The following is a 25,176-nucleotide window of genomic DNA, read 5'->3' on the forward strand; positions in this document are numbered from 1 at the left end:
ATGGCAGATTTATTGACCAAAGAGGCCTATCGCGACCTGGCCGGCAAGCTCGAGTTTCGCACTCAGGCCTTTATCGACGGCCAGTTTCGCGCTGCGCAATCGGGCAACACCTTCACCACGACCAACCCGGCCACCGGTGATGTGCTGGCCGAGATTGCTGCCTGCGATTCGCGGGATGTCGACGTGGCCGTCGCGGCAGCCAAGGCCGCTTTTGACGACGCGCGCTGGCATGGGCTGGCGCCTGTTGCACGCAAGTCCGTGTTGCTACGGTTCGCGCAACTGCTGGAAGACAACGCCCATGAACTGGCGGTGCTCGAAAGCCTGGACAGCGGCAAACCCATTCGTGAATGCCAGAACGTCGACGTTCCGGAGACCATCCATACGTTGCGCTGGCATGCCGAGCTGATCGACAAGGTTTATGATTCGACTGCGCCGACAGGCTCTGGCGCGGTCACCATGGTCGTGCGCGAGCCCATCGGCGTAGTCGGCCTGGTCCTGCCATGGAACTTCCCGCTGCTGATGCTCGCCTGGAAAATCGGCCCGTCTCTGGCCGCCGGTTGTTCGATCGTGGTCAAACCGGCCAAGGAAACCACCTTGAGTACGCTGCGCGTGGTCGAGTTGGCCTATCAGGCGGGAGTCCCGGCGGGCGTGTTCAACGTAGTGCCTGGCGGTGGCAAGGAGGCGGGCGAACCATTGGGCCGGCACGCGCATGTGTCGATGGTCAGCTTCACCGGCTCGACCGACACCGGGCGGCTGTTTCTCAAATACTCCAGTGAATCGAACCTCAAGCGCATCGTGCTGGAGTGCGGCGGCAAGAATCCGGCAGTGGTGATGGATGATGTCGAAGACATCAATCAAGTCGCCCAGCACGTGGTCAACGGTGCCTTCTGGAACATGGGCGAAAACTGCTCGGCGTCGTCGCGCCTGATCGTTCACAAGGATATCAAGGACGCGTTGTTGCAGCGCGTTCAGGTGCACCTGGCCGATTGGCAAATGGGTGATCCACTCGACCCGCAAAACCGTCTGGGGTCGATGATCAGCAAGGCTCACTTTGAAAAAGTGCGCTCTTACATCGAACATGCCAAGCAGGAGAAACTCGAGGTGCTCGCCGGTGGGAACACTGCCGGGGAGATCTTTGTGCAGCCGACCATCGTCGACGGAGTAGGGCGCGACAACCGCTTGTTCCAGGAAGAAATCTTCGGCCCGGTGCTGAGCGTGACAACCTTCAGTACCCTGGACGAAGCGATCGAACTGGCCAACGACACCGCCTACGGCCTCGCCGCGTCGGCCTACACCGGCAACCTGCGCAACGCCTTGAAGCTCTCTCGCGGCATTCGCGCCGGCATCGTCACCGTCAACTGTTTCGGTGAGGGCGATGCGTCCACGCCGTTCGGCGGGTACAAGGAATCCGGCTTCGGTGGTCGGGACAAGTCCATCTGGGCCCACGACCAATACACCGAGCTGAAGACCATCTGGATCGACGCATCCTGATAGACATTTGAATGTTGTGATGCAAGGATCGCCTCAACCTCATTGGTTGGGGCGATCCTCGTGCTGGTTCGAGCGGAGTGGGTTTTCAGTGATAGAACAACGCAATTTTTGCGGAACCATCAAGGGCAAGAATCTCCGCTATCTCAAGGATGACAATCCGGCGCCTGCTTCACGTGCGGCGGTGGGTTTTATCCTGCTCGATCACTTCTCCCTGCCGTCTTTCACCAACGCACTCGATGCGCTGGTGACCGCCAACCTGTTGCGGGCGGATCTTTACAGCACCTGTACCTTTACCCTCGATGGCCAGGAAGTGATAAGCGACCTGGGTATCATCATCCGCCCGGACCACGATCTTGCGACCTATCCGCTGGCGGATTTGAAGTTGTTGGTCGTCTGCGGTGGCCTGCGCACGCCACTGCGCGCCGATGCGCAGTTGCGCACTTTGTTGAAGAAAGTGGCCGACAAGGGCGTGGCGCTCGCCGGCCTGTGGAACGGTGCCTGGTTCATCGGGGAAGCGGGTCTGCTGGACGCCTACCGCTGTGCCATTCACCCGGAACATCGGCCAGCGCTGGCGGAGGCTGCGCAACACAGCCAGGTCACCAGCGAAAGCTTCATGGTCGATCGCGATCGTTACACCGCGGCCAGCCCCGGCGGGGCGTTTCACATGGTGCTGGAATGGATTGGCCAGGCCCACGGCGCGGGCCTTGTGGAAGGCATCAGCGATATCCTCGCGTTTGAAGCCTCGAAGTATCGACGGCTGAACCCGACGCTGCACGTCAAGATGGCGGCGCCGTTGCGCGAGATCGTCAAACTGATGGAGGCGAATCTGGAGGAGCCGCTGGATCTGGGACAAATGTCGAGTCTGGTCAAGCTGTCCCGGCGGCAGATCGAGCGGCTGTTTCGGTCGCAATTGGGGACGACGCCGTTGCGTTATTACCTCGAACTTCGGGTCACCGAAGCGCGGCGGTTGCTGCAGCATTCCCGGCTGTCCATCGTCCAGGTCGCGGTGGCGTGCGGGTTCGTCTCGCCGAGCCATTTCAGCAAGTGCTACACGGCTTATTTTGGTAATTCGCCGTCCAGAGAGGTGCGGTTGGAGTTTTGACGGAGGTTACCCGGGAATGGGAGCTTGCGATCTGTTGCGGCGATGCGCCGCCCGCAGCAAGCTCGCTCCCTCAGGGGACGGTGCTAAGCGCCGATCCCATGCTCCGCCGCCAACATCGATCTGAACTGCGAAACGCTCTCTGCAGCGAGCCCGGCCGCTTCGAACACCGGACAGGTGAAGCTGACCGGTGCAGTACCTGGCGCCGTGATGATGCGCTCTGCTGACACGGCTACCGCGCTGCTTTGATAAAGGCCGTGGCCTGCATACCCTTCGGCATGCTGTTGCAGGAACTCAGCGCTGTTCGAGGTATGGGAAACGGTATCGAGCAGCCCGGCCCGCGCCAATGCCAGGGTCCCGCCGCAGATACCGGCAAGGGTCGCGCCACTGGCACGACTGGCCTGCAGAAAGTCTCGTAGATCCGGCGCTGCCGGACCCTCCCAGGCAAATCCGCCAACCACCACGACCACCTCCGGTTGCCAATCAAGACAGTCCTGCAGACTGCTTTGAACGATGACGGTCAGTCCACCTTGCGAGCACAGCTGCCCGGGTTCGGGGGTGAAAAACCTGAGATCTATCCCGTAGAAGGGCGCTGCGGTTCCTGCGATGAATGCGTATTCCCAGTCCGCAAAACCGGGGGTCAGTATCAAGCCTATCCGTGCCATCGTCACAACGCTCCATGAATGCCGAGATTACAGAACGGCAGCATACAGAACTCATCCTCCCTTGCCGCGCATGCAGTTTGCAAAGCCCATCAGTCGCGCTCGAAAGCTCAAGTCTGAACTAAACTTTCAGGTGCACTGGCGAATGCAGAGTGCGGGCACGGATGTACCAAAAGCGGGAGCAACCAGTCAGACCAAAACAACCTGTGGAGCACTGACCATGTTGGGCGCGCGCGATCTGCCGGAACACCGTCCGCTGCATTCACCTGCACGCCCTGCATCGATCATCCTCACCCTTGCGGCGCTCGTGCTCAGTCTGTGCGCTGGCGTGACTCATGCCGCAACTGAGGCCGCACCGCGTGAACAACTGAGCGTTCCGATCGACAGCGCGATGATTCCGTGGACGGGCGATCTCGACGCAATGATCGATCGGCAGCTCATTCGCGTGCTGACGGTCTACAGCAAGACTTTTTACTTTGTCGACCGAGGGGTTCAGCGTGGCACGACCTACGATTTTTTTCGTGTGTTCGAGGAGGATCTGAACAAGCAACTGGCCAAGGACAAGAAGCTCAAACACAAGGCGCTGAAGGTGCGGGTGGTGTTCATTCCCGTCGCCCGCGATGAGCTGCTGCCGGCGCTGGTTGCCGGCAAAGGCGACATTGCAGCGTCCAACCTGACTGTGACGGAGCAACGCCAGCAGTTGGTGGATTTTACCTCACCCCTCTATCGCAACGTCAGTGAAGTGGTGGTCTCCGGGCCCAGCTCGCCGACCGTTTCCAGCGTGGACGACTTGGCGGGGCAGGTGGTGTTCGTTCGAAAATCCTCCAGTTACTACCAGAGCCTGATGACCCTCAACCAGCGTTTCGCCGGCGAGAACAAACCGGCGGTCATTCTCAAGGAGGCACCAGAGACCCTGGAGGACGAGGACCTGATCGAGATGCTCAACGCCGGGATGATTCCTCTGATTGTCGTGGATAAACACAAGGCGGATTTCTGGAAGAAGGTCTTCCCGCAGATCAAGGTGCATGACGACGTCGCCGTGCGCACTGGCGGCGAGATTGCCTGGGCCATTCGCAAGGGCAGTCCGCAGTTGCAGGCCGCTGCCAACGTCTTCATTGCCGGTCACGGCCAAGGGACCACCTTGGGCAACATGATTCTGACCCGTTATTTCAAGAACGAAAAATATGTGAAGGCTTCTGTTTCCGAGGCCGAACGCAAGAAATTCAGCGCACTGGTTCAGTACTTCCAGCAGTACGGCGATAAATATGATGTCGACTGGTTATTGATGGCCGCTCAGGGTTATCAGGAGTCGCAACTGAATCAGGCCGCCAGGAGCAAGGTGGGGGCCATTGGGGTCATGCAGGTGATGCCCGCCACCGGCAGGGAACTCAATGTCGGCAACATCGCGGAAGTTGAGCCGAACATCAATGCCGGGATCAAGTACATGCGCTGGATGATCGACCAGTATTACGGCAATGAACCCATGACCCGCCTGGACAAGGCCTTGTTCGCCTTCGCTTCCTACAACGCGGGGGCAGGCAGAATTTCCAGACTTCGCAAGGAGGCCGCCAGCCGCGGGCTTGATCCGAACGTGTGGTTCCACAACGTGGAATACATTACTGCCGAGAGGATCGGTGCAGAGACCGTTACTTACGTCAGTAATATCTACAAGTACTACATCGCCTACCAATTGATCATGCAAGCCCAGGCAGCAAAGGAAGAGGCCACGCAGACGCTCAAGAACCAGGGCAAAGAGGCACTGTGACCGATCAAGCGCGTTTTGCGCGTTATTGAGCTCTGTTCATCCTTGGCTGGATTTGCACGCGCGGCACCATCCCGGCCCCGGTCCGATTGGGGCCACCGTTGAGCGCTGGATTGTTCGCAGAGTTGTCCTGGTCCTTGGGGTCGTGGCAGGACGCACCGCCAAGACAGATGGCGACGGCGAGTACAGCGAGCGGACTCAGATACGCTGACTTGAACATGGGAATCTCCCGACCAGGGTGCTGACAATTCTTGGTGAATCGCGATGTTCGCACTGTAAGCCTAGGTGGTTTCGTTGGTTTATCTATCCGCGTCGATGCCCGGTAGTCGGCACATCCAGCATTGTGCTGACTGAGACACTGCTATCGCCAGCAGGCTGGCTCCTACAGGGGATTGCGTCGGATGCAGATCTTGTGATCGATCACAAAACCTGTGGGAGCTAGCCTGCTAGCGATGGGGCCGACACATTCAACAGGGTTTTGCAGTGGCAGCAGATTCTGTGATCGACCACACCCGTTAATAAAACCCGCTACCCCCCCAACGTCCCGTTATCAATCACAAACCGATACTTCACATCCCCCTTGAGCATCCGCTCATACGCTTCATTGATCTGCTCCGCCCGGATCAACTCAATGTCCGAAACGATGCCGTGCTCTGCGCAGAAATCGAGCATTTCCTGGGTTTGCGGGATGCCGCCGATCATCGAGCCGGCGAGGGTGCGGCGTTTCATGATCAGGTTGAACACGTTGGGCGCGGCGTGGGGCGAGGCCGGGGCGCCGACCAGGGTCATGGCGCCGTCGCGTTTGAGCAGCACCAGAAAGGCGTCGAGGTCGTGTGGGGCGGCGACGGTGTTGATGATCAGGTCGAAACTCTTAAGGTGCGCGGCCATCTGCTGCGCATCGCTGGACACCACCACCTCATCGGCCCCCAGGCTTTTCGCGGCCTCGCGCTTGGACTCGGAGGTGGTGAACGCCACGACATGGGCGCCCAAGGCGTGGGCGAGTTTGATGCCCATGTGACCTAAACCACCGATACCGACCACGCCGACCTTCTTGCCGGGCCCGGCGTTCCAGTGGCGCAACGGCGACCAGGTGGTGATCCCGGCACACAGCAGCGGAGCCACCGCCGCCAGTTGATCCTCGGCATGGCGGATCCGCAGGACGTAGCGCTGATTGACCACGATCGACTGCGAGTAACCGCCGAGGGTCCAGCCGGGCGCATCCGCCGTCGGAAAGTTGTAGGTGCCGATCATGCCGTCGCAATAGTTCTCCAGACCGGCGTCGCACTCTTCGCAATGCTTGCAACTGTCGACTATGCAGCCGACACCCACCAGGTCACCCGGTGCAAAAGCGCTGACATGGGCGCCGGTGGCGGTCACACGGCCGACGATTTCGTGGCCGGGTACACAGGGAAACTGCGTGCCCTCCCATTCGGCGCGCACCTGGTGCAGGTCGGAGTGACAGATACCGCAGTAAGCGATCTCGATCTGCACATCGTCGACGCCGGGGGCACGGCGGGTGATGCGCAGGGGTTCGAGGGGTTTATCCGCCGCGTGGGCGCCATAAGCGAAGACTTGCATAGGGGCTCTCCTGTAACAGTTCGACACATTCTCGGGGTCAAGTGGCGCCGGTCCTAGTGCAATCCGCTTGAATCCTTGCCTATTCCTATGGACATAAAGGGCAGCGGATAGGAAACGCCGCGACCGCGAGCTAGAGTCCGTTCAACAGGAGCAAGCCGCCATGATCCACAGCCAACGTCGCCAGGAATCGCCCCTGGCACTGAACATCGACCCGCGCGTGAGCGTGCCGGGTGACTTCGCCACGGCGATCCCCGGGCTGTCGCTGTTTCGCCGCGACCAGCCAGCGCCACCCGTGGTGTGCATGATCGAGCCGAGCGTGATACTGGTGGGGCGTGGGGAGAAACGTCTGTGGATCGGCGGCGAAGGCCACAGCTACGATTGTTCGCGGTTTCTGGTGACCTCGCTGGACCTGCCGGCCAACTCCGAAGTGCTGGTCGCCAGCCCCGAGCAGCCCTGTGTCGGCCTGGTGCTGAAGCTGGATGTCAGCATGCTCGCCGAAGTGATTGCCAAGGGCAGGCAGCAGGCTACGCGCGCTCGGCCCACGGCCACCAGTGTCGGCATCGGCCAGTTGGCGCCCTCGCTGGAAGGCGCACTGGATCGTCTGTTGAGCTTGCTCGACGAACCCGAAGCCATCGAGGTCCTCGCGCCACTGATCTTGCGGGAAATCCATTATCGGTTGCTCAACAGTAACCAGGGGCCGCGGCTGCGCCAGATCACCGCGGTCGATGGCCAGGGCTATCGCATCGCCAAGGCGATCGACTGGCTCAAGATCAATTACGCCGAGGGCTTGCGCATCGATGAGCTGGCGGCCCGGGTGCAGATGAGTACGCCGACCTTTCACCATCATTTCCGCCAACTGACCGCCATGAGCCCGTTGCAGTATCAGAAATGGTTGCGCCTGAACGAGGCGCGGCGGCTGATGCTGGTGGACCATCTGGACGTTTCGCGGGCGGCGTTTGCCGTTGGCTACGAGAGCCCGTCGCAGTTCAGCCGCGAATACGGTCGCCTGTTCGGCACGGCACCCAGTCGCGACATGGCGCAACTGCGCGGCCAACCGCTCGAGGCCTGAGCGAACCACCTGAATTTCAACCAGTGACTGGCCTCGCTGCCCATCACAATGCCCTTCAACCGATGATCACGCGGGTGAGCCATGGAACTACGAATCAACCAGAAGACCTACCAGGTCGATGCCGACGCCGACACGCCTTTGCTGTGGGTGATCCGCGATGACCTCGGCATGACCGGCACCAAGTACGGCTGCGGTCTGGCGCAATGTGGCGCCTGTTCGGTGCTGGTGGACGGCGCCGTGGTGCGCTCGTGCATGATGCCGGTGGCCGGTGTGGTCGGCCGCGAGGTGACCACCATTGAGGCGATCGAGAGCGATGCCGTGGGCAAGCGAGTGGTCGCCACCTGGGTCGAGCAACAGGTCGCCCAGTGCGGCTACTGCCAGTCCGGGCAAGTCATGGCCGCCACCGCGCTGCTCAAACAGAACCCCACTCCCAGCGATGCGCAGATCGAGGCGGCAATGGTCAACCTATGCCGCTGCGGCACCTACAACGCGATTCATGCCGCGGTGCATGAGCTGGCCGGCAAGGGGACTGTGTGATGAGCGTGCGAATCGATCCTGCTCTGGCAGACGTTGCGTTGTCGCTGACCGACCCGGTCAATCTGTCCCGTCGGCGTTTCCTCACCGGCACCGCCATCGGCGCCCTGGTGCTCGGCTTCGGCCTGCCGCTGGGCTCGGTCCGCGTGCAGGCTGCAGTGGCGGCCAGCGTTGAACGGGGCACCCAGGTCCCGGCGTTTCTGGAAATTCGCCCGGACAGCAGCGTGCGTCTGCTGTGCCCGTTCATGGAGGGCGGGCAGGGCATCTTCACGGCGATGGCGCAGATTGTCGGCGAAGAACTGGACGTCGATCCGGCGAGCTTCCTGGTCGAAGCCGCACCGCCCGGCGAAGCCTACGTGGTCATGGCCAACGGCATGCGCATCACCGGCGGCAGTATGTCGGTGCGCATGAGCTATCCGGTGATGCGCCGCCTCGGCGCGCTGGCCCGGGCCATGCTGCTGCAGGCCGGCGCGCAACAGCTGCAAGTGCCGCTGAGTGAGCTGACCACCGAGCCCGGTAAGGTGCTGCACGCCGCGTCGGGTCGCTCATTGGCCTACGGCGAACTGGCCGAGCGAGCGATGGACCTGCCGGTACCGGATGTCGACAGCGTGCAACTGCGCGACCCCAGCCAGTTCCGTTGGATCGGCAAGCCGGTCAAGCGCATCGATGCCTACGACAAGTCCACGGGCAAGGCGCTCTACAGTATCGATCAGAAGGTCGACGGTATGCTCCACGCTGCGGTGCAACATGCGCCCCGCCTGGGCATGACCGTGGGTCAACTGCGCAATGAAGAGCAAGTGAAGGCCATGAAAGGCGTGCATTCCGTGCACCGCCTTCCGGGTGCGGTGGCGGTGGTCGCCGAGCGTTGGTGGCACGCGAGGCGCGCGGTGGAGGCGATGCAGGTCGACTGGCAGGAGCCCACCGCCGACAGCAAAGTGCGGCCGATGCCGGCGGACTTTTCCAGTGACGCTTACCTGACGCAATTGGCCGCCGCAAAAGGCTCGGCACGCGATGACGAAAACGAAGGTGACGTGGCTGCCAGCCTGGCCAGCGCCAAGGCCCGGGTCGAAGCCACTTACCACAATCAGTACCTCAACCACGCCCAGTTGGAACCGCCGTCGGCGCTGGCACGCTTCAACCCGGACGGCAGCCTGGAAGTCTGGCTGCCGAACCAGGCGCCCGATATGTTCCGCGCAGATATCGCCAAGCGCACCGGACTTGATCCGGCGCAAATCACCGTGCATTCGCCGCTGTTGGGCGGCTTCTTCGGCCGGCATTTTCTCTACGACAGCGCCAGTCCCTATCCCCAGGCGATCGCCCTGGCGAAGGCAGTGGGGCGTCCGGTCAAGCTGATCTGGAGTCGCGAGGAAGAGTTTTTGCGCGACGTGCTGCGCCCTGTGGCTGCCGTGCATTTTCGCGGCGCGCTGGGCAACGACGGTTGGCCGGTGGCGATCGAAGCCATCAGCACCACTGAAGGGCCGACTGAAGCCATCGCCGGCAAGCAGGGCGAAAAGCTCGATCCTTCGGCCCTTGAAGGCTTATCGGGCAAGTCATACGCCATTGCCAACAAGCGCATTGCTCAGCTCTACGTCAAAGGCCCGGCGATGCTCGGCTACTGGCGTTCGGTGGGCAACTCCCTCAACGACTTTTTCTACGAGTCGTTCCTCGACGAACTGGCCGACAAGGGCGGCAAGGACCCCTTTGAGCTGCGCCTGCACCTGCTGCGCGATAACCCGCGTCTGACTACCTTGTTGCAGGCGGTGGGGGAGTTGTCGGGTGGCTGGAAGCGCGGTCCGTTCACCGCCGAGGACGGCAGTAAGCGTGCACGTGGCGTGGCCATGGCGTCGCCGTTCGGCTCGCAGGCGGCGGTGATCGCCGAAGTCTCGATCGAGAACGGCCAAGTCAAGGTGCACGACATCTGGCAGGCCATCGACCCGGGCAGCATCGTCAACCCGGCGATTGTCGAGGCGCAGGTCAACGGCGCCGTGGCGCTGGGGTTGTCGCAGACCCTTGTGGAGGAGGCGGTGTGGGTCGATGGTCAGCCGCGGGCGCGCAACTTCGACCGCTACCCGATTTTGCCGCCGGCGCGGATGGCACGGGTGCATGTGCGGGTGGTCGAGAGCGGCGAAAAAATGGGTGGCATCGGCGAACCGCCGCTGCCGGCGGTGGCCCCGGCGGTGGCCAATGCGGTGGCGGCACTCACCGGTCAGCGCATCCGCAGCCTGCCCATGAGCCGCCACACCTTCACCTGATCAGCCACGGCGCGCCCTTGCGCCAGAGGAGAGCCTGATGGAAAGCATCGACCTGCTGGTCCTGCGCACTGCGCGGGATTGGCTCGCCGCTGGCGAGCGCGTGCTGCTGGCAACCGTGGCGCGTACCTGGGGCTCATCGCCGCGCCCGGTGGGGTCGATGATGGCCCTGCGTAACGACGGGCGCGTGGTCGGCAGCGTGTCCGGCGGCTGCATCGAAGACGACCTGATCCACCGCTACACCAGCGCCCATGGCGGGCTGGGGATGCAGGACGGCTTGCCCGAAGTAGTGCGTTACGGCGTCAGCGCCGACGAAGCTCATCGCTTCGGCTTGCCCTGCGGCGGCACCCTGGAACTGGCCCTCGAATTCAACCCGTCCTGGCACTCGCTGGAGCAACTGCTCTACGCCCTCGACGCCGGCCAACTGGTGCAGCGCCGCCTGACATTGACCAACAACCAGGTCACCCTCAATCCCACCACAACCCCCCAAGCCTTCAGCTTCGACGGCCAGCGCATGCTCAACACCCTGGGCCCTGGCTATCGCATGCTGCTGATCGGCGCCGGCGCACTGGCCGAATACCTGGCCACCATGGCCTTGTTCAACGGCTTCAAAGTCTCGATCTGCGACCCGCGCCCCGAGTACATCGAGGCCTGGGCCATCAATGGCGTCGAACCCCTCATCGGCATGCCCGACGACATCGTCCGCGACTACGCCGTCGACCAGCGCACCTGCATCATCGCCCTGAGCCACGACCCCAAACTCGACGACCTCGCCTTGCTTGAGGCGCTGCATGGGCCGGCGTTCTACATCGGCGCGATTGGCTCGCGGCGCAATAGCCAGCTAAGGCGGGAGCGGTTGATCGAGCATTTTGGCGAGACGCAGGAGTCGTTGCAGCGGCTGCGGGGGCCGATCGGGATTTTTATCGGCAGCAAGACCCCGGCGGAGATTGCGGTGAGTGTGATGGCGCAGGTGCTGGCGGTGCGGAACGGGGTTGGGTTGGGGGGAGAGATGACTGTGGCCGAGGGGAAAGGCGTGGTTGAGGCTTGTGCCCATAGGGGATTTGCGGTGGATGCATAATCTGCGTCCGCCACCAATCCAAACTGTAGGAGCGAGCCTGCTCGCGAAGGTGGCGTGTCAGGCGATGCATATGCCGGATGTACCGGCCCCATCCCGAGCAGGCTCGGTCCTACAGGGGATTGGCGGTGGATGCATAATCTACGTCCGCCACCAATCCAAACTGTGGGAGCGAGCCTGCTCGCGAAGACGGCGTGTCAGGCGATACACATGCCGGATGTACCGGCCCCATCCCGAGCAGGCTCGGTCCTACAGGGGATTTGCGGTGGATGCATAATCTGCGTCCGCCACCAATCCAAACTGTAGGAGCGAGCCTGCTCGCGAATACTGTGTGTCAGGCTATACACATGCCGGATGTACCGGCCTCTTCCCGAGCAGGCTCGGTCCTACAGGGGATTGGCGGTGGATGCATAATCTGCGTCCGCCACCAATCCAAACTGTAGGAGCGAGCCTGCTCGCGAAGGCGGCGTGTCAGGCGATGCATATGCCGGATGTACCGGCCCCATCCCGAGCAGCGGAGCGCCGCCCGGGCTGCTCCCACGCCGAGACTCAATCCGGCAAATGACCCAGTGGCAACGCGCTTTGCGCCTTGACCGTCTGTATCGCGAAGTTGCTCCGGATATCACTCACCCCAGGCAACTTGAGCAAAGTCCCGGTAAGAAAACGCTCATAGCCTCGCAAATCAGGCACCACCACATGCAGCAGGAAATCCGACTCGCCCGATACCAGAAAGGCCGAGATGACTTCCGGTAGCGCCGACACCGCCTCGCGGAAACGCTCGGCCTCTGTTTCGTGATGACGCTCGACCTTGATGCCGACGAACACCGTCAACCCAAGCCCGACCTCATCAGGATCGAGACTGGCCCGATACCCCTTGATCACCCCCGCCTCTTCCAGTTGACGCACCCGGCGCAGACAGGGTGAAGCGGACAGCCCGATTTCGTCCGCCAACTGCACATTGGTCAAACGACCGTCGCGCTGCAGCGCGGCCAGAATTCGGCGGTCAAAGGCATCAAGTTTGGTTTTTGGCATAGCTGAGCTGCTCACTGACAAATATTGGCAGAATATACCAACTCAAAGCTTTTAAGGGGTCGAATCCGCAACCACCTGCCCTGGGTTTCAAGCTTAGACTTTTGTTCACCACTCACCCCTATGGAGTACCGAACAATGGAAAACCCAGGCTTGTATTTGCTGGCGCTGGCGATGATCTACTTGCTGCCAGGCCCCGACATGATTCTGCTCCTGCAAACCGGCGCCTCACAGGGGCGGTCGGTGGCATTGGCAACGGCCCTGGGGCTTGCCATCGCTCGTAGCTGTCATGTGGCGCTGGCCGCGATGGGCCTGGCGACCTTGTTCAAAGTGGCGCCGTGGACCTTCGATGTGGTGCGTATTGCGGGGGCGGGCTATTTGCTGTGGATGGGCCTGCATTTATTCAAGAGCAACACGTTCGTCTTGTCAGCGGACGGTGTCCAGACCCAGCACAAAGCGCCCTGGAAATCGGCGATTCAACGGGGCGTGTTGACCAACCTGCTCAACCCCAAGGCGTTGCTGTTCTGCTCGGTACTTTTGCCGCAGTTCATCACCCCTGGCGCGGCGCCGGTTATGACCCAGTTTGTGCTGCTCGGCGTGATTTTGGTGACGGTAGGGTTAGTGTTCGACAGCAGCTACGCGCTCGCGGGAACCTGGGTCGGCCGGTGGGTGCGGCGCAATCCTACGGCGCAGCGGGTGCAGCAGTGGTTGTTTGGTGGGTTGTTGATAGGGTTTGCGGTGCGGCTGGCTTTTATGCAGCAGGCGTGAAGGGCGGGGGTGCGGCGTTTTCTGCCTCGCGCGATGGGCAGAAAACGGCCAGAAGCAGACACTCATAAGCGGCTGCTTCCGGCCAGGAGCTGACGGTACCTACAGGCAGAAATCGACCCAATGCGGACATCTGGAACGAGTAGTAACCGATCTGCCTGAAATGCGATCAAACAACTCTGCTACAGCGTTATGGCGTTCCATTCCTTCCGTACAGCCGGTAGCTTTGTCGCCGACTCAGACGTTCGTAATAGTCGCTCACGGCAGGAAAGTTCGGATGAGCGAAGGGTGTTTCAAACCATCGATTAACCGAAAGTCCAATCGGTATGTCTGCAAGAGAAAACTTGTCACCAATGACGTAGGCCCCGGTTGAGTCGAGCTGTCTATCGAGAATCTCCATGTGCCTCGACCAGTCATCGCATGAGGTTGCCAATGCATGGCTGTCTTGATGGCCATGCGAATGCCTGACCAGCGACATAAAGGCATAACTCCACGATTTGTTGAGATCCGACGCTTGCCAATCGATCCATTGATCCACACGCGCTTTGGCCCTTGCTTCGATCGGGTACAAGCCGGTGTCGTCGTAGCGAGACGCCAGGTAGCGAATAATCGAGTTTGATTCCCAGAGAATGAAATCGTCATCTTGGATGACCGGCACCATGGCATTGGGATTCAACGCCATGAATTCGGGCGTTTGCGTCGACCTGAATCCAGAACCCCAATCCTCCCGCTCAAAGGGGATTCCAATCTCAGCGCAAGCCCAGAGTACTTTTCGTACATTGATCGATGATGCCTTACCCAGTACGCGCAACACTCCTTGTCCTTACAGTTGATGGCTGGTCGTGTCGACAATATCGCCTAGTGGAATCGGGTGTCCAGCGACCGCTCATGGCCGATTGCTGCCCTTCGTGAAGGCCAGCTTAGAATCAACAGCGCAATTTCCCCACCTCCCGCAATCGTCTCACCACTCAGCCCAATTGCCGCACGCCCAACCCCAGAATCAACCCACCACACAGGCGATCAATCGCTTTCCGCGCCTTTTGATACGCCGAGGAAATCCTCGGTTGCGACAACGCCAGCGCAACCAGTCCATACCAGGTCAGCGAAACCACCACCACCACCGCCAGCATTGAGACGAAGGTGCTGAGCGAGGGGTGGGTGGGGGCGGCGGCTGAAAAGACGGCGGCGTAGAAGGCCATGGATTTGGGATTGCCAATATTGGTGACGATCCCCTGAAAGAACGATTTCCGGACGCTGCCCGCCGGACCCTCGCAGGGGCGCATTGCTGGTTGCTTGCCGGCGTTAACGATCAGGCGTAGGCCAAACCACATCAGGTACGCCGCGCCCATGATCTTCACAACCAGTGCCGCCCATGGCAAGGCTGCAAACACCAGGCCCAGGCCCGCGATCGCACAGGCAGACCAGAGCAGATTGACGGTCACGATACCGGCGACCAGGGCCAGTGCCTCGGTGCGTGTCGCGGCGACTGCCTTGTGAACCACGGCGACGAAGTTCGGCCCCGGAATCACTACGCCGGCCAGATAAACCCAGAAAACGGTGAGCATCGCCGCAGTGTCGAGCATGTCGAGCCCTTTTTGGTGCTGATCGGTATAGCGTCCATGCTAGCGAGCGACGGGGCCGACTGGCAGACACAGATCCCACAATAAACTCGGATACAGTGACCTTTTATGCGGAGTAAGTCTTGCCTGGTGATGAGGCGATCAGGGATCGCCATTAGCGAAGCTTCTCCAGCATCTGGTAGTACCACATCCCCACCGCCAGCATCGGATTGCCGAACACATCGCCCAGCGGCACCTTGATGTGCTTGCAGCCGGCAAAGGTGTCGAATTTCGCCAAGGTGCCCGTCAACGCCTCAGCCATGATCTCGCCCATGATATGGCTGGTCGCGACGCCATGCCCCGAATAGCCCTGGCAATACCAGACGTTGTCCGAAACCTTGCCCAACTGTGGAATGCGATTCATCACAATGCCCATCGCGCAACTCCATTGGAACTCGATGTCCACGCCCTTCAGCGCCGGGAAAGTGCGTTCGATGCACGGGCGCAGTTCCGCGGCGATGTCTCGCGAGTCGCGTCCGGAATAGTTGGCTCCGCCGCCAAACAGCAAGCGACCATCACCGGTCAGGCGGTAGTAATCGAGGACAAACCGACAATCGTAAACGGCCAGGTCGTGCGGGTTGATCTTGCGGGCCAATTCGCCCAGCGGCGCGGTGGTGACAATCCCGCCCATGGCCGGGAAGATCTTGCCCTTGAGCTGTTTGCGCTCGAGCTTGTGGTAGACGTCGCCGGCCAGCAGAACCTGGCGCGCGTCGATCCGGCCCTGGGCCGTGACAACGGCGGGTCGGTCGCCATGGACGATCTCCAGGACCTCGGAGTTCTCATAGATCAATGCGCCCAGGCTATGGGCGGCGCGAGCCTCACCCAGGCATAGATTGAGCGGATGCAGGTGCAGGTTGCGCGTATTTTTCAGGGCGCCTTGATACAGCTCGCTGTCCAGATGCTGGCGCACGCCGGCCTGATCAAGGAGAGTGACCTGATCGCCCATTCCACGTCGTTGTGCTTCATCGTGAAAGGCTCGCAGCTCGTTCATGTGCGAGGGTTTCATCGCGGTATGCAGATGACCGCGCTTGAGGTCGCAGTCAATTGCGTACTTTTTCACCCGTTGCTCGATGATTTCATGGCCTCGCCAGCGCAGGTGCCAGATGAAATCGTCGACCTCATCGCCCAGACGGCTGCGCATCTGTTGCCGCATGGCCTCGTCGCCCGAAAGGCTGCCGGTGACCTGGCCGCCATTGCGTCCGCTGGCACCCCAGCCGATACGGTTGGTTTCGACAATCGCCACCTTGAGCCCGCGTTCGGCCAGCTCGACGGCGCTGGCAACACCGGTGAAACCGCCACCGATAATCACCACGTCGACGCTGACCTGGCCTTGTAAGGTCGGGTACTGGATGGGGTCATTGAGACTGGCCGTGTAATAGGAGGCGCTGCGTTGGGCGGTGCCGATGGCATTGTGTAGGGCGACAGTCATGTAATCGATTCCTTTTATGAATGCTGATCAGGCGTGGGGCGGCGCACTGCCTGAAGTGGGGTGCAGACAGACCTGCACGGCTGCGCCAGGGATCAGCCGCCTGCCGGCAGCGGCAGACAAGTTGTCAGCGGATTGAAGTCGGCCGTGAGTGGGCCAACGGATTCAGATCGATGCGAGAGCCGCGTCGGGTGGGCGCGCATGACTGCAATGCCATAGCGCCCAGAAGGCCAGAATGATGGGGAAGAGGGGATTTACGCAGGGACGGGCTCGCACCTTCGGGAAGGAAGGCTGGAGCGGGCGACGGATCAAGCGCTGGTGCGGAATCATGGTTCCGGATACTCCCACCGCTCGAATGTGGGTTAAATCGGCATTTGTGAACCTTGGGTTATTGCTGGACTAAACAATCGTGCCGATGGGGCTGGATCGTGTTCTGGAGTGAAACCTGAAAGGCGTTCGTCGATACTCAGACCCTTCCTGCGTGGGGGTGTCAGAAATTTTGTGTTCGGGCAAAACATGAGTAAGAGGTGCCTGCTGCTCGGGTCGGGCCGGCCGTTGTTCGGCAGCCTGGCGCAGGATGTTGATTTGCAAATGGTCTCCAGCCGAAGTTTCCCGTCGGGCCTGGTGCAGTCGACTTATCGGATTGCACCCTGAGCCGCAGGAGTACGGGGCAGTGGTGGGACTGCCCCGGCATGCTCAATCCAGCGGATTCAGCACCGCCCGCAACAGCGCCTGCGCCTCTTTGGTCACGCCCTTGCTGATCATCTTCTCCGGCAGGCGGGAGTGATCGAGGAAGAAGTCCCGCAGTCGATTCAAGGGTGCCGGCACGCCGTGATACAGCCGCCCGAGGAAGCGCGCGAAGGCGGTGGTCTGGTTGGTGTAGTCGACCCGTTGCTGGTCGTAGCGCCGCAAGCCGGCTGCCAGTGCCTGGGGATCGCTGAGGTCGCGTCCGCGCAGGTATTTGGCCAGGAAGTAGCCGTCTTCGATGGCCATGCCGGCGCCGTAGGCGGCGTAGGGCGAGGTAGGGTGTGCGGCGTCGCCCATGATGGTCACGCGGCCTTTTGACCATTGCTTGAGTGGGTCGCGGTATTTCACTACCCAGCGGAACAGGTTGTGCGAGGTGTCGGTCGCGTCGAGGATCTGCGGCACCGGGTAGGAGAAGCCATTGATCCGCTCGCGCACGTAGGCAGCCGGGTCTTGCGGTTCGGGCTGGTTTTCATCGCACTTTTCGACGAACCACCATTCGAAGCAATCCTTGTCCTTGTAGCGCAGCGGCGCGTAACCCATCTGGTAGGAGTGGTTGTGCTGGATGACGATTTTCTTGCGCTCGGGCCCGTCCAGTTCGCACCAGCCGAGCCAGACGGCGATGCCCAGGTGCTTGAGTTCCGAGGCGCCCCACAACTGCTCGCGTACGCTCGATTGCACACCGTCAGCGCCGATCACCAGGTCGGCTTCATAGGCCTGGCCTTCGGCAAAGTGTACGGTCACACCGTCGGCGTGTTCCTGGTAATGACTGAAGCTGTGGTTGGGCGCGACCATACCGGCTGGTGCTGCCGCCAGCAGTCGTTCGTAGAGCTCGCTGCGCATCATGCCGGACTGCCAACCGGTGACGCCGGCCTGTTTCAACAGCTCCATGTCGATGTCAAAGTTGACCCTCACCCGACCATCGTGGCGACGAAACTCCGGTAGGCCGGCGGCAAAAATATCGTCGACCTGCACCCCGAGGCTGCGCAGGATGACGATGCCGGTGGCATTGAGGATGATTGCGCCACCCAGCGGCCGCAGTTGCGGGTGACGCTCGAATACCTTCACCGAAAAACCCGCCTGATGCAGCGCCACACCCGCCGCGATACCGCCAGGGCCGGCGCCGATCACCGCCACGCGCTTGCCTTTGACTCCCAAACCTACCGACTCAATCATCTGTGCCTACCTCGTCGTTATTGTTATGAGTGCGCTGCAGGTACGGGCGTCAGCGCAGTGCCAATAACCTTAACGACCCTGGTGGCAGCCGCGCCAATCGCATCCTTCGCTATCAGGCATCGTAAAGCGCGATGCCAGGTATCTGGATTTATCGTGGATGTTGTGAGCACGAAGGGGTGGCTCAGATGTGTCCTCGTGCTTTCAGCTCCTCACGCAAAAACACCAGCGCTCTGCAAAACACCGGGTGGCAATCGTCATCCGGCAAAGGGTCAAGCGGCGCCCAGAAGAACTCGAACCGGTGGCCATGGTCATCGAGGGTCTGATGCGCCCAGTGCTCCGGCAGTGGGGCATCGACCTGACACAGGTGAAACGACCAGACCTGCCCGTGGTGCCCGGATTGCCAACAGCCCATATCGTCCTTGATGGCGGCGGCGCGCAGGCCGGACTCTTCCCACAGTTCACGCAGCGCCGCTTGCTGCGCCGTTTCCCCCGGCTCAATGCCGCCTTTCACCAGTTGCACCCCGGCCTGGGGATGGCGGAACAGGAGGATCCGTGGCGGCGATTCGCAGGACAGCACGACGGCGCAGGCCTTGTCGGCAAGCATGGCGATTTCCTTATCGATGATAGAGGCGGTGCATTCTACGCGTTGCTGGGGTGCTGCGATTCGACGCTTGCAAATCGATCCTTATGCGCATGACAATAAGAGTCATTATCAATCACGAATCCTTCCATTCCCATGTCTGCCAACCCTTCAGCGCTGCACAGCGCCGTCAATGATCTGTATTGCGACCATCACGGCTGGCTCAAGGGTTGGCTGCGCAAGCGTTTGGGCAATTCGTGCGATGCGGCGGATCTGGCGCAGGACACTTTCGTGCGGGTGATCAAGGCGCGTAACGCGCTGGAGATCCGCGAGCCGCGGCCGTACCTGTCGAGGGTTGCCAAGGGCTTGCTGGTGGATCTGTTCCGTCGCCGTTCGCTGGAGCAGGCCTGGCTCGAGGCATTGGCCAATGTGCCGCAGATCGAGCAGCCGTCCCTGGAAGAGCAGGCAATTCTGTTGCAGGCGCTGCTGCAGATTGACCGCATGTTGCAAGGCTTGGGGGCGAAGGTCAGACAGACGTTTATCCTGTCGCAGTTCGACGGGTTAACCTACCCGCAGATCGCTGAGCGCCTGAATATCAGCGTGCGCAGCGTCAACAACTACATGGCCAAGGCCATGGAACATTGCTGCCTGATGCAGATCCAGTTGGAACTGGCATGAGCCTGTCGCCGGCCGAACGCACGGCGATCAGTGCAGCAGCCCAGTGGTATGCGCGCCTGCAATCGGGCATCGCCAGCGACGCTGACCGTGCCGGTTGGAATGAGTGGCTGCAGGCGGATCCGGCGCATCGCCAGGCCTGGCAGCGCATGGCGGCGGTGGGTGAGCAAATGGCGAGTGTGCCGGGCAACCTGGCGGCGCCGGCGTTGCGCGGTGTCGAGCACTCACGGCGCCAGTTGTTGCGCAGCGTGGTGGTGCTGGCGTCGGCCGGATCGCTGGGCTGGCTGGGGTGGCGCAGCGACGCCTCGCAGCAGCTGTTGGCGGATTATCGGACCGGGGTCGGCGAGCGTCGGCAGTTCCGCCTGGCCGATGGCAGTTCGTTGCTGCTCAACACCGATACCTCGGTGAACCTGCGTTTTGATGGCCGGCAACGGCTGCTGCAGTTGCTGCACGGCGAGATTCTGGTGAGCACCGCGGGCGATTCGTTGCAGCGGCCGTTCAAGGTCCTGACCCGACACGCCGAAGTGCTGGCGCTGGGCACGCGTTTTATCGTCCGGGCCGAGGAGGCAGGGGGTGAAGTGGCGGTGTTGGAGAAGGCGGTGCAGGTCACCGCTTTTGGTGGGGGCTCATCGGTGCGTCTGGAAGCCGGGCATTCCCTTGGTTTCAGTCAAGGTGCTGTGGGTGCGGTACGCCGCAACGATGCCTCGGTCGGGGCCTGGCAACAGGGCAGCATCATTGCGATCAATCGGCCGCTGGGTGAACTGCTCGCCGAGCTGTCGCGCTATCGTCCGGGTGTTGTGCGCTGTGATCCGGCGATTGCCCAGTTGAAGGTCTCTGGCGCCTTTCCCATCGATGACACCGACCTGGCGCTGTCGGCGCTGGAGAGCGGGTTCTCGCTGCAGGTCAGGCGCTTCAGCCGTTATTGGGTCACTGTCTCGGCACCGGCCAGCAGCGCTGTGCTCTGATCAAAATTTTCTTTCCGCGTTTTGCACTATTCATGTACGCCGTCCGGCTCATCCCTCAATGAGTTTTTATTCAGCGTTTCTGGGGGGAGGGTAAGCATGTCATCGGTGTTCAAATCGGCGCGTCTGGCATTGGCGGTGAAGGTCGGCGTATTGGCACTTGCGGTCAGTGGTGTTTGCGCAACGGCAGCCGTGGCCGCGCCACAGCAAAGCGTGGTGCAGTCGTTTAATATCGGCGCCGGCAGTCTGACGGAAGTCCTCAGCCGTTTCGCCAGCGCGGCGGGCGCGGCGATTTCCTTCGATGCGCGGCAAACCGACGGCATGAACTCGGCCGGACTCAAAGGCAGCTACGGCGTCAGTGAAGGCTTTGCGCGGATTCTCGCTGGCAGCGGCCTGCAGGCCGAACCCCAGGCCAATGGCACCTATGTACTGCGTGCGGTGCCGACTTTCGGTTCGGCACTGGAACTGGGCGCCACCAACATTAATGGGCAGATGCTCGGGGCGACCACCGAGGACAGCGGTTCCTACACCACAGGCGCGGTGGCCATCGGCAAGGGGCAGCACTCGCTCAAGGAGACGCCGCAATCGGTCACGGTGATGACCCGCAAGATGCTCGACGACCAGAACCTCAACACCATCGATCAAGTCATGGAGAAGACCCCGGGCATCACCGTCTACGACTCGACCATGGGCGGCAAATACTTCTATTCCCGTGGCTTCCGCATGTCCGGCCAGTATCAGTACGACGGCGTGCCCCTGGACATGGGCAACCTCTACGTTCAGGCCGACAGCTTCAGTGGCGACATGGCTTATTACGACCGGGTGGAAATCCTCCGCGGCGCCGCCGGCATGATGAAAGGCGCGGGCGGCACGGCCGGTGGCGTCAACTTTGTGCGCAAACGCGGGCAGGCGACGCCGAGTACCGAGATCACTTTGTCCGGTGGCAGCTGGGACAACTACCGTGGCCAGGTCGACACCGGCGGCCCGCTGAATGACGCCGGAACGATTCGCGGCCGGGCGGTGGTTGCCGAACAGAGCCGGCATTACTTTGTCGACGACGCCAGCCGCAAGGACCAGGTGTATTACGGCGCCCTCGACTTCGACCTGAATGCCGACACCACCCTCGGCCTGGGCGTTGCCTATGAAGACGTGGATGCCAATCCGTGCTGGGGCGGCCTGCCGCGCTACAAGGATGGCAGCGACTTGAAACTCGGCCGCTCGACCTGTCTCGATCCGTCCTGGAACACCTGGCGCAGCCAGCGCACCACGGTGTTCAGTGATCTTGCCCATCAGCTCAACGACAACTGGGCGCTGAAAGTCGCCAGCGTTTACACAAAGAACACCCAGGACATCAAGTACGCCTTCGCTTCCGGTGCGGTGTCGCCGGGCGTCGGTACCACCGGCATGCTCGGCAGCATGTACGACTACGATCAGGTCGATTACGGTCTCGATGCTTACGTCGATGGCAAGTTCGATGCCTTTGGCCGCCAGCACGAGCTGGTGGTGGGCGCCAACGCCAGTCGCGGCAAGAAAGACGACTTCTACTCGGTGGCCTTCCTGCCGCAGCGGCAGAATGTGTTCAACCCGAACAAACATATTCCTGAGCCGGACGACAGCTACTTCATCGACAATTCGTCGCGCGGTGGACCGGTCAATTCGTTGACCAAGCAGAAGGGCGTGTACTCGATCCTGCGCTTGAAGCTGGCGGATCCGCTGACCCTGGTTGGCGGTACTCGCGTGAGCTGGTACAGCTCGGACACCGACTATGACTTCATCAACAGCGGCACCTCGGAACACGCCAGCACCAAAGAGACCGGGCAGGTCACGCCCTTTGCCGGGGTGCTGCTGGATCTGAACGAGAACCTCACGGCCTATGCCAGCTACTCGGACATCTTCACCCCGCAGGGCAATTACCGCTCCGAAGACGGCTCGGCGCTCAAGCCGCTGGTGGGTCAGAGTTACGAACTGGGGATCAAGGGCGCTTGGTACGAAGGGCGCCTGAATGGCTCGTTCAATCTGTTCCGCACGATTCAGAAGGATCAGGCGCAGACTGACTACAACTCGTCCTGCCCGTCATCCGACGGCTATTGCTACGTCAACGCCGGCAAGGTCCGCGCCCAGGGCTTTGAAGCTGAGGTCAGCGGTGAAGTCATCGAACGCCTGCAACTGCTCGCCGGCTACACCTACACCCAGACCAAGACCCTCGACGACATCGACGACAGCCTCAACGGCGCGGCCTTCAACACCTACGTGCCGCGACACATGCTGCGACTGTGGGGCGATTACCAGTTGGACGGTGCGCTGGAGCGTTTCACCCTGGGGGCCGGGGTCAATGCGCAGAGCGACAACTTCCGGGTCTCGCCATCGAGCGGTGAGAAGATTACCCAGTCGGGTTATGCGGTATGGAATGGTCGCATCGGCTACCGGATCGACGACACCTGGTCGCTGGCCTTGAACGGCAACAACCTGTTCGACAAGCGCTACTACTCGACCATCGGCACCGAGACCTTCGGTAACTACTACGGCGATCCGCGTAACTTCATGGTGTCGGTGAAGGCGAGTTTCTGAGGTTGTTGCGGATGGCCCGCGTGTCATGACCGACCACAAACTCGATAGGCATCACACTCCACTGGCGTGAGCCTGTCGAATCGTCGCGATGCGGCGGCCCGACAAGCCAGCTCCTACCGTTTGTCTTTCAATTCAGGGGGGGCTTTAGGCAGCCCCATCCACAAACTGCTCCGCGTAATGACACGCCACCTGCCGACTGTCCACCAACCGCAACGCCGGCTCTTCACTGCTGCAGCGCTGCGTCGCATACGGGCAGCGCTTGTGAAACGCACAACCCGGTGGCGGGTTCAGCGGGTTGGGCAGTTCGCCGACGATTTTGATTTTCGGCTTGTCCGGGTCCGGGTGGATGGTGGGGGTGGCGGACAGCAGCGCCTGGGTGTAGGGGTGCAGGGGGCGGGCGTAGATGTCGTGCTTGGGGCCGATTTCCACCGGGCGGCCGAGGTACATGACCATCACGTCGTCGGCCACGTGTTGCACCACGGCGAGGTTGTGGGAGATGAACACGTAGCCGGTGTTGAATTCCTGCTGCAGGTCCATGAACAGGTTGAGCACCTGGGCCTGGATCGACACGTCGAGGGCCGAAGTCGGTTCGTCCGCCACCAGCACTTTCGGTTGCAGCATCATTGCCCGGGCGAGGGCGATCCGTTGCCGCTGGCCGCCGGAGAACATGTGCGGGTAGCGCTGGTAATGCTCGGGGCGCAAGCCGACCTGCTTCATCATCGCCTGGACTTTCTCGCGGCGTTCGGCGGCTGATAGTTGGGTGTTGATCAACAGCGGCTCCGCCAGTTGATCGCCGATTTTCTGCCGTGGATTGAGCGAGGCGTACGGGCTCTGGAACACCATCTGCACGTCTTTGCGCAGCTGCTTGCGCTGGGCCTTGTCGGCGCCGGCGACTTCCTGGCCGGCGATTTTCAGTGAGCCTGAGGACGGCTCTTCGATCAGCGTCAGGGCGCGGGCCAGGGTGGATTTGCCGCAGCCCGATTCGCCGACCACGGCCAACGTTTTGCCGGCCTCCAATTCGAACGACACGCCGTTCAGCGCGCGCACGGTGGCGTGGCCCTTTGAACAGGCCACGGGAGACTTCGTAGTGACGGACGGGTCAGGTCACGGGCGGTAAGGACGACGGCCATTACGCCACCTCCTGATTCAAGGGATAGAAGCAGCGGGCGAGGCTGTGGCTTTTCGGGTCGAGGGTCGGACGGAGGGGGGGCGGGGCGCGGCAGCTGTCCTGTACGTAGGGGCAGCGCGGCGACAGCAGGCAGCCGTGGGGACGGTCGTAGCGGCCGGGGACGATGCCGGGCAAGGTTGCCAGGCGCGTCGAGCCGAGGCTGTGCTCGGGAATCGCCTTGAGCAGTGGCCTCGCTATAAGGGTGCGCCGGGATGTCGAACAACTGCGGCACCTGGCCGACTTCCACCGCCTGGCCGGCGTACATCACGCAGACGCGCTGGGCGGTTTCGGCGACGACGGCGAGGTCGTGGGTGATCAGCACCAGGCCCATGTCCTGCTCTTTTTGCAGGGCCAGCAGCAGGTCCATGATCTGCGCCTGAATGGTCACGTCGAGGGCGGTGGTCGGTTCGTCGGCGATCAGCAGTTTCGGTTCGCCGGCAATCGCCATGGCAATCGCCACGCGCTGGCTCATGCCGCCGGACAGTTGGTGCGGGTAGGCGTCCATGCGGCTGGCGGCGCCGGGGATCTCGACTTTTTCCAGCAGTTCGATGGCGCGTTTGCGCGCGGGCGCGGCCGGACATTTTCAGGTGCAGGCGCAGCACTTCCTCGATCTGGAAACCGACGGTGTAGCTCGGATTCAGTGCCGTCATCGGGTCCTGGAAGACCATGGCCAGGTCCTTGCCGACGATCTTGCGGCGCTGGCGGTTGCTCAGCTTGAGCATGTCCTTGCCGTCGAAGCTCAGGGCGTCGGGCGGTGACGATGCCGGGGTGTTCGATCAGGCCCATCAGCGCCATCATGGTCACGGATTTGCCCGAGCCCGACTCGCCAACGATGGCTAACACTTCACCCTTGTCGACATTGAGGTCGAGGCCGTCGACCACCGGCACGGCGGTCTTGTCGCCAAAGCGCACGTTGAGATTCTTGATTGCTAACAGTGACATGGG

At 61.7% G+C, this 25,176-nt stretch carries 19 protein-coding genes and 2 pseudogenes; 11 read left to right on the top strand and 10 right to left on the bottom strand.

The annotated features are described in order from the left end of the window. Together KW062_RS12695 and KW062_RS12700 are read left to right on the top strand one after the other, a co-directional pair. Positions 1-1,491, top strand: coding sequence for an aldehyde dehydrogenase (locus KW062_RS12695; protein WP_027620253.1), 1,491 nt, complete (start codon positions 1-3; stop codon positions 1,489-1,491). Between the two features lie 88 nt (positions 1,492-1,579). Next, complete coding sequence (locus KW062_RS12700; protein WP_027620252.1) at positions 1,580-2,593, top strand: GlxA family transcriptional regulator; 1,014 nt, start codon at positions 1,580-1,582, stop codon at positions 2,591-2,593. Positions 2,594-2,676: 83 nt separating this feature from the next. Here KW062_RS12700 and KW062_RS12705 read toward each other — a convergent pair whose 3' ends face one another. After that, a complete protein-coding gene (locus tag KW062_RS12705; RefSeq protein ID WP_105755587.1) occupies positions 2,677-3,255 on the bottom strand; it encodes a DJ-1/PfpI family protein in 579 nt (192 codons plus the stop codon). On the opposite strand from KW062_RS12705, the gene KW062_RS12710 reads away from it, so the two are divergent. Beyond that, positions 3,197-5,017, top strand: a complete 1,821-nt coding sequence (locus KW062_RS12710) for a lytic transglycosylase F (protein WP_256351007.1) — start codon at positions 3,197-3,199, stop codon at positions 5,015-5,017. The two genes, KW062_RS12705 and KW062_RS12710, sit on opposite strands and share 59 nt — an antisense overlap. Positions 5,018-5,542: 525 nt before the next feature. On the opposite strand, the gene KW062_RS12715 is transcribed toward KW062_RS12710, so the two are convergent. Beyond that, entirely contained in the window at positions 5,543-6,592 is a 1,050-nt protein-coding gene (locus KW062_RS12715; RefSeq protein ID WP_105755588.1) for an NAD(P)-dependent alcohol dehydrogenase, read from the bottom strand. A gap of 160 nt (positions 6,593-6,752) precedes the next feature. Here KW062_RS12715 and KW062_RS12720 point away from each other — a divergent pair, with 160 nt between their 5' ends. The 4 genes from KW062_RS12720 (at position 6,753) to KW062_RS12735 (ending at position 11,522) form a co-directional block, all read left to right on the top strand. Continuing rightward, entirely contained in the window at positions 6,753-7,661 is a 909-nt protein-coding gene (locus KW062_RS12720) for an AraC family transcriptional regulator (protein WP_105755589.1), read from the top strand. Between the two features lie 81 nt (positions 7,662-7,742). Further along, positions 7,743-8,198, top strand: a complete 456-nt coding sequence (locus KW062_RS12725; RefSeq protein ID WP_027620248.1) for a (2Fe-2S)-binding protein — start codon at positions 7,743-7,745, stop codon at positions 8,196-8,198. Next, the gene (locus KW062_RS12730; protein ID WP_105755590.1) at positions 8,198-10,447 is read left to right on the top strand and encodes a xanthine dehydrogenase family protein molybdopterin-binding subunit; all 2,250 of its coding nucleotides are present in this window, start codon (positions 8,198-8,200) and stop codon (positions 10,445-10,447) included. The genes KW062_RS12725 and KW062_RS12730 overlap by 1 nt, the downstream gene beginning before the upstream one ends. A 37-nt stretch (positions 10,448-10,484) precedes the next feature. After that, entirely contained in the window at positions 10,485-11,522 is a 1,038-nt protein-coding gene (locus KW062_RS12735; RefSeq protein WP_105755591.1) for an XdhC family protein, read from the top strand. Between the two features lie 546 nt (positions 11,523-12,068). On the opposite strand, the gene KW062_RS12740 is transcribed toward KW062_RS12735, so the two are convergent. Continuing rightward, positions 12,069-12,551, bottom strand: coding sequence for an Lrp/AsnC family transcriptional regulator (locus KW062_RS12740; RefSeq protein ID WP_027619455.1), 483 nt, complete (start codon positions 12,549-12,551; stop codon positions 12,069-12,071). A gap of 135 nt (positions 12,552-12,686) precedes the next feature. Here KW062_RS12740 and KW062_RS12745 point away from each other — a divergent pair, with 135 nt between their 5' ends. Next, positions 12,687-13,316: a LysE family translocator gene (locus KW062_RS12745; protein ID WP_105755592.1), complete on the top strand. Its 630-nt coding sequence runs from the start codon at positions 12,687-12,689 to the stop codon at positions 13,314-13,316. Positions 13,317-13,503: 187 nt separating this feature from the next. Here the strand turns inward: KW062_RS12745 and KW062_RS12750 are convergent, their stop codons facing one another. From KW062_RS12750 to KW062_RS12770, 5 genes are all read right to left on the bottom strand, one after another. Next, a complete protein-coding gene (locus tag KW062_RS12750) occupies positions 13,504-14,127 on the bottom strand; it encodes a glutathione S-transferase family protein (protein ID WP_027618193.1) in 624 nt (207 codons plus the stop codon). A 154-nt stretch (positions 14,128-14,281) separates the two neighbouring features. Continuing rightward, entirely contained in the window at positions 14,282-14,896 is a 615-nt protein-coding gene (locus tag KW062_RS12755) for a LysE family translocator (RefSeq protein ID WP_105755593.1), read from the bottom strand. A gap of 151 nt (positions 14,897-15,047) precedes the next feature. Then, complete coding sequence (locus tag KW062_RS12760) at positions 15,048-16,361, bottom strand: NAD(P)/FAD-dependent oxidoreductase (protein ID WP_105755594.1); 1,314 nt, start codon at positions 16,359-16,361, stop codon at positions 15,048-15,050. A gap of 693 nt (positions 16,362-17,054) precedes the next feature. Beyond that, entirely contained in the window at positions 17,055-18,278 is a 1,224-nt protein-coding gene (locus KW062_RS12765) for an FAD-dependent oxidoreductase (protein WP_105755595.1), read from the bottom strand. Between the two features lie 181 nt (positions 18,279-18,459). Then, complete coding sequence (locus KW062_RS12770) at positions 18,460-18,882, bottom strand: NUDIX hydrolase (RefSeq protein ID WP_105755596.1); 423 nt, start codon at positions 18,880-18,882, stop codon at positions 18,460-18,462. Positions 18,883-19,014: 132 nt separating this feature from the next. Between KW062_RS12770 and KW062_RS12775 the strand changes: the two genes are divergently transcribed. The 3 genes from KW062_RS12775 (at position 19,015) to KW062_RS12785 (ending at position 23,063) form a co-directional block, all read left to right on the top strand. After that, complete coding sequence (locus tag KW062_RS12775) at positions 19,015-19,536, top strand: sigma-70 family RNA polymerase sigma factor (protein ID WP_105755597.1); 522 nt, start codon at positions 19,015-19,017, stop codon at positions 19,534-19,536. Continuing rightward, a complete protein-coding gene (locus KW062_RS12780; protein WP_105755598.1) occupies positions 19,533-20,498 on the top strand; it encodes a FecR domain-containing protein in 966 nt (321 codons plus the stop codon). The genes KW062_RS12775 and KW062_RS12780 overlap by 4 nt, the downstream gene beginning before the upstream one ends. 96 nt (positions 20,499-20,594) lie before the next feature. After that, a complete protein-coding gene (locus KW062_RS12785) occupies positions 20,595-23,063 on the top strand; it encodes a TonB-dependent siderophore receptor (RefSeq protein ID WP_105755599.1) in 2,469 nt (822 codons plus the stop codon). Positions 23,064-23,207: 144 nt separating this feature from the next. On the opposite strand, the pseudogene KW062_RS12790 reads toward KW062_RS12785, so the two are convergent. Continuing rightward, positions 23,208-24,193 (bottom strand): annotated as a pseudogene (locus KW062_RS12790) (peptide ABC transporter ATP-binding protein). Next, positions 24,193-25,173, bottom strand: a pseudogene (locus KW062_RS28905) (ABC transporter ATP-binding protein). The pseudogenes KW062_RS12790 and KW062_RS28905 overlap by 1 nt, the downstream one beginning before the upstream one ends. Positions 25,174-25,176: the final 3 nt, after the last annotated feature.

The sequence above is a fragment of the Pseudomonas fluorescens genome (assembly GCF_019212185.1).
Taxonomy (GTDB): domain Bacteria; phylum Pseudomonadota; class Gammaproteobacteria; order Pseudomonadales; family Pseudomonadaceae; genus Aquipseudomonas.